Source organism: Rhizobium favelukesii (assembly GCF_000577275.2).
Classification (GTDB): domain Bacteria; phylum Pseudomonadota; class Alphaproteobacteria; order Rhizobiales; family Rhizobiaceae; genus Rhizobium; species Rhizobium favelukesii.
Window position 1 is genome coordinate 1 of record NZ_CBYB010000019.1, and the last position, 4,837, is coordinate 4,837.

A 4,837-nucleotide genomic window follows, 5' to 3' on the forward strand; every position below is an offset into this window, starting at 1 on the left:
TAACACGATGGGAACGTGAATTAGGTACATCGAATAGGAAACCCTTCCGCTCCATCGCAAAGCCAGTGTCTCCAAAAAAAGCCGTGTGCAGACGCAATGCAAGAGACAACCATGTAAGCCGCCAGCAGTGCGTATGCGAAGTCGCCCAGGAGCTAGCTGCCTTCAACAATCGCCTTAGGCGCGAGGAAAAAACCCTACCAACACGAGCAGGTGCACCGGCGTTGGAACTTTCCTAAACAGTTCGACAGCACCCTCTCCATGTGCGAAGCTCGGAAAATCCCGATGAGGAAAAAAATAGCTGTAATAAAAAGTTAGCATCGAACTCGTCAGTAAGGATGAAGAAACCTTGTCGTCAAAGCCGACGATGATCGAGGTCTTAGTGCTGACGATCGCTGAGGCGACGACAGCCAAGGCTCTCCACGAATAGCGCACGATCAAGAAGGCCATCAGCGGGAACATTAATGAGATGCGCATTTTCTGAATAAGCCCCCAGAGCGGCGGATTCAGCGAAATGCTGGAGTAATCCACTCCGATCATGAGCAGGTGGGAATGCGACGAGTTGGAAATCGAACGGTGTTCCCCAATCGGGTTTTACGAGCTGTCGTGTGCGGCCAGCCTTTGCCCAGCATTGATGCGAAATGGACACGGCAACATTCGGTACATGGATGTCTCCTATCAAAACAATCGATTTCTCCAGTTGCCAGTCAGAGCATAAGGCCTGGCAGGCTACGACACCCATTGCGGCGTAGAAAGGCTATCTGTGAAGCCAACAACGACGAATCTTCGAGAGGCGAGCGCTATTTTCTCGTCTCATTTAAAAGGGAACGAACATGGAAAGACGTGACTTCATCAAACGTTTGGCAATGCTTGCTGCTTGCCCGCTTTGCGTCAAGACTGCTTACGCTGCGGAAGGGGTGCATTGGAGCTATGGCGGTGACGCTGGTCCAGAAGACTGGGGATCTTTGACCGAGGAGAACCGTGCATGCTCGTCCGGTTCGCAACAATCGCCCCTCGATATCAGGGGCGCTATCAAAGCCGACATCCCGGACCTCGCGCTCGACTGGAAGACCGGCGGGACTATCCTGAATAATGGGCACACGATCCAGGTGAATGCGGCACCCGGAGGAACGCTTCGCCGCGGTGATCAGTTCTATGAACTGGTGCAGTACCATTTCCATGCTCCGAGTGAACATCTGGTCGAAGGCAAGCATTTCCCGATGGAGGCGCATTTCGTGCATAAACACGCCGAAACGGGTGCTCTGGGCGTGCTTGGCGTTTTCCTTGTTCCGGGAGCCACCAACGCGACTTTCTCCACCTTGGCTGCGGCCTTCCCCCAAAACGCCGGTGAAGAAACCGCCCTTCCCGACGTCGAGCCGAGCAAAATGCTGCCCGCCTCGCTCACGTATTGGGCCTATGAGGGATCGCTCACCACACCGCCTTGCAGCGAAATCGTCGACTGGATAATAGCGAAGGAACCGGTCGAGGTGGATGCGGCCGACATCAAGAGGTTCATTACGCTCTATTCAATGAACGCACGTCCCGCCCTCACTCCAAATCGTCGTTACATCCTGAGCTCCGGCTGAAGCGAGAAGACCTCGTGGCGTTTTCGACCACCCCAAAGGGGCCGATTGCACGATTTAGGCAGGCTCTGGCCCTGGGCCTTTGGCACAGGATCAACCATGATGGAAGCTCGGAATTGGAGAGAAGCGAGCCTCTCCGACGGCCGGTGCCATTGAAGCCAAAGCGTCATGTCCGCGGAAAAGCGGTGGCATACGGTGTGCCGCACGGCATATCATTGTCGACAAGCTCGCGCTGATAGTCGGAATAATGGAATCATGGTGTACAGCGCCAAGATCACGGACCGTGACGGTGCTCTCATCCTTAGAGTCCATCAACATCTGATGACCATGGATGGTTTATAACTTCGGCGCTGGCGACTATGCGGCAACAAGCTGAAAAAGCTGCTACAGAAGATAGTTGCAACGGCCGACAAACCGCGCACTGTCGGTGAGGATAATGACAAGCTCTACGGTGGTCCCGGCGACGATGTCCTCTACGCCGGTGACGGCCGGGATTATCTGACCGGCGTTGCCGACCACGACACTTTCGTGTTTGCCTTCGATGCGGTGAGCCTCGACACCAACCAGTCTGGCTACCCGTGAGCAGCTTCTACAGCGGTGCGGCCTCGGATGTGGACGGCAAGCACGTCGTGGTGATCACTGATCAACCTTTCACCTCTGCCTCTGCCGTCGCGGGTGCGATCTCAGGCGAGACGGCTGGCGACATTATCGTCTACGAATATTACGACCGCATGACCAGAGTCGCGAATCTGGCCTATGTCACCTCCGATAACGCGCAAGATTTCGCCACCTAGGCGGTGCGTTCAGCGTGGACAGCCTGGCTTGCCTGGGATTTACCGCGTGGGACTTCACGTTCGTTTGATCCTGAATGCCCGTACTGAACCCCGCGTCCCTCTACCCATGCGGGCGCTTTCGTCTCCGCTACTTGTCGGTGGCCGTCGCACAGCGGGCGCAGCGGGGTTCGGCTTGATCGCCAGTGCTGGCCGTAGACCGATCCGCTTGGAAAGTGGCAATCCGAGGCGGTACAGGCTGTTCGGGTCTCTTGCAAGGACGTGGGCCTTCAGATGCAAGACAGAGGCCGACGGGCGTATGGCCTAAGAGCCATTCGCGGCGGTGCCCCTGAGCGATCACGCCATGGCGGGTTTCGGGCCTTTCGTGACGGCCATTGCGATCTTCTTGATGTTTTGGGCGGCTGCAGCCAACAGGCATTGGCATGCGACTCGGGTGAGACGTCGGAAGCGGGCATAGCGGTGCCCGTGAAGCTGCTTTGCGTCGGCGAACGAGCGTTCGACCGTCTCCTTGCGGCGCTTGTAGATTGCCTTGCCCCAAGGCGTCAGCCGGTGGGCATCGGTACGCTCGCGGGCATCGGCCCAGACATGGCGGGTGATGGTGCGTTTCGCCGCGGCGTTACTGGTGCAGGAAGCCAGAAGCGGGCAGGTGCGGCAGATGGCGGGATCGGATGCGTAATGTCTGTAGCCGTTGCGGTCGGTGGTGGCATAGGCGAGCAGTTGGCCTTCGGGGCAGCGATAGCCGTCTGTCTGAGGCTCGTAGACGAAGTTCGACTTGCGCATCATGCCGGGCTTGGGCGGGGTCGGATTGCGGTAGCCGGTGACCCCGAGGATGGCGCGGTCTTCGAGACCCTTGGCGATGCCGGACGTCGCATAGCCTGCATCCAGGCCAACCGCCCCGACCTCGAAGCCGAACCGCTCACGCTGCTGGTCCAGCCGGTCGAGATAGACGATACTGTCGTGCACACTGGCAGGCGTCACATGGGTATCGGTGATGATGGCAAGCTTACCGTCCACCGTGCGGTGATCGAGATAGAAGAAGCTCCTCGGGCTTGCCGTCGCGCACCATGTAGCCGCCGTCAGGGTCGGTGCGGGAGACTTTGGTTTCGTTCACTTCCGGCTCGCGGTCCTTTTGCTTCAGCGGCTTCTGGTCGTGAAGCGCCCGCTCGGCCTCGATCGCCCGGTCAAGATCGGCCCAATAATCGGCGCGCGACTTCTCGATCATCTGAAGATCGTATTTGCCCTTGTTGGCATTCGCCTTCAAATGCGTCGAATCCGTATAGAGCACCATGCCGTCGACCAGCTTGTGGGCGATCGCCTGCTCGACGATATAATCAAAGATGTCCTGGGCGACGCGCGCAATCAGGAGGCCGCTTTCGACAGGCTGAATCCCCACAAGAAATCCGACGCATGTTGCTGTAAACGCTAGGAAAAGATCACAACTTGTGATCTACTTCCTGCTATGACGTTCTCTGCTTCGGACCTTCCTGACGACGTTGATGCACTCAAGGCGATGATCGTCGCCATGAGCGCAGAAGGCGCCGCTGCCCGAGCGGAGATCACCCGGCTTGAGGCGCTCAAGAAGGATACGGACGAGCGGATAGCCACTCTCACTGCGATTGTGAAAGTGCTTGAGCGGGCTCAGAAAGGCACGCGCTCGGAACGGCTGCGACTGGGGATCAACGACGATCAGATCGACTTTGCGTTCGAGAAAGTCGAGACCGGCCTGGCAGCGATCGACAGCGAGCTCGACCAGTCACGGAAAGACAAGCCGAAGCGGGAAGCACGCCCGCGCAAGGGCTTTGCCGCCTATCTCGAGCGCATTGAGGAGGTCATCGAGCCTGAAATCCCCGAAGAATGCCGAGGGCTGGAAAAGGTTTTGATTGGCGAAGACCGATCCGAGCGTCATCGTTACCCGCCGGCCTAAATACGCATTCAGAGGGCGTGACGGTGTGCTGCAGGCTCTAGCGCCTTGCCATATCATCGAAGCCGGGCTGCCGAGCGAACGGCTCCTGGCTTACATCGCCGTGTCCAAATATGCCGACGGCCTTCCGCTCTACCGTCAGGAAACAATCTACCTGCGCGATAGCGTGACGCTGAGCCGCTCCTTGATGGCTCAATGGATGGGACATCTCGGCTTCGAGCTCAAGATCCTTGCGGATTACATCCTGGAGAAAATCAAAGCAGGTGAAAGGATCTTTGCCGACGAAACGACATTGCCGACCCTGGTGCCTGGTTCGGGAAAAACAATGACGGCATGGCTGTGGGCCTATGCACGTGATGATCGGCCGTTCGGGGGATCAGGGCCACCAATGGTCGCCTATAGATTTGAAGACAGCAGAGGTGGGCGCTGTGTGGCCCGTCACCTGAGCGGCTTCAACGGCATTCTCCAGGTGGATGGGCACGGCGCCTATACGAGCATGGTCAAAGAGCAGGTCAAGGCCGGCAGCAACGAGACCATCGCGTTGG

At 57.9% G+C, this 4,837-nt stretch carries 4 protein-coding genes and 2 pseudogenes; 4 read left to right on the forward strand and 2 right to left on the reverse strand.

The window, feature by feature from the left end; all coding sequences use genetic code 11:
• Positions 1–174: 174 nt before the first annotated feature.
• Positions 175–528 (reverse strand): hypothetical protein, encoded by a 354-nt coding sequence (locus LPU83_RS24740; RefSeq protein ID WP_157997296.1) that lies wholly within the window; start codon positions 526–528, stop codon positions 175–177.
• A gap of 302 nt (positions 529–830) precedes the next feature.
• Here LPU83_RS24740 and LPU83_RS24790 point away from each other — a divergent pair, with 302 nt between their 5' ends.
• From LPU83_RS24790 to LPU83_RS73770, 3 genes are all read left to right on the forward strand, one after another.
• A complete protein-coding gene (locus LPU83_RS24790) occupies positions 831–1,583 on the forward strand; it encodes a carbonic anhydrase (RefSeq protein WP_024319195.1) in 753 nt (250 codons plus the stop codon).
• A 390-nt stretch (positions 1,584–1,973) separates the two neighbouring features.
• Positions 1,974–2,162, forward strand: coding sequence for a calcium-binding protein (locus LPU83_RS73765; protein ID WP_244656113.1), 189 nt, complete (start codon positions 1,974–1,976; stop codon positions 2,160–2,162).
• Positions 2,159–2,374, forward strand: a complete 216-nt coding sequence (locus LPU83_RS73770; RefSeq protein WP_024319194.1) for a hypothetical protein — start codon at positions 2,159–2,161, stop codon at positions 2,372–2,374. Before LPU83_RS73765 ends, LPU83_RS73770 begins: the two co-directional genes overlap by 4 nt.
• 333 nt (positions 2,375–2,707) lie before the next feature.
• Here the strand turns inward: LPU83_RS73770 and LPU83_RS24905 are convergent.
• Positions 2,708–3,722, reverse strand: a pseudogene (locus tag LPU83_RS24905) (IS1182 family transposase); the annotation flags it as partial.
• Positions 3,723–3,830: 108 nt separating this feature from the next.
• On the opposite strand from LPU83_RS24905, the pseudogene LPU83_RS24910 reads away from it, so the two are divergent.
• Positions 3,831–4,837, forward strand: a pseudogene (locus tag LPU83_RS24910) (IS66 family transposase); the annotation flags it as partial.

Coding starts and splice junctions, on each gene's coding strand:
- LPU83_RS24790 (WP_024319195.1), top strand. CDS start 831: ATGGAAAGACGTGACTTCATCAAACGTTTGGCAATGCTTGCTGCTTGC.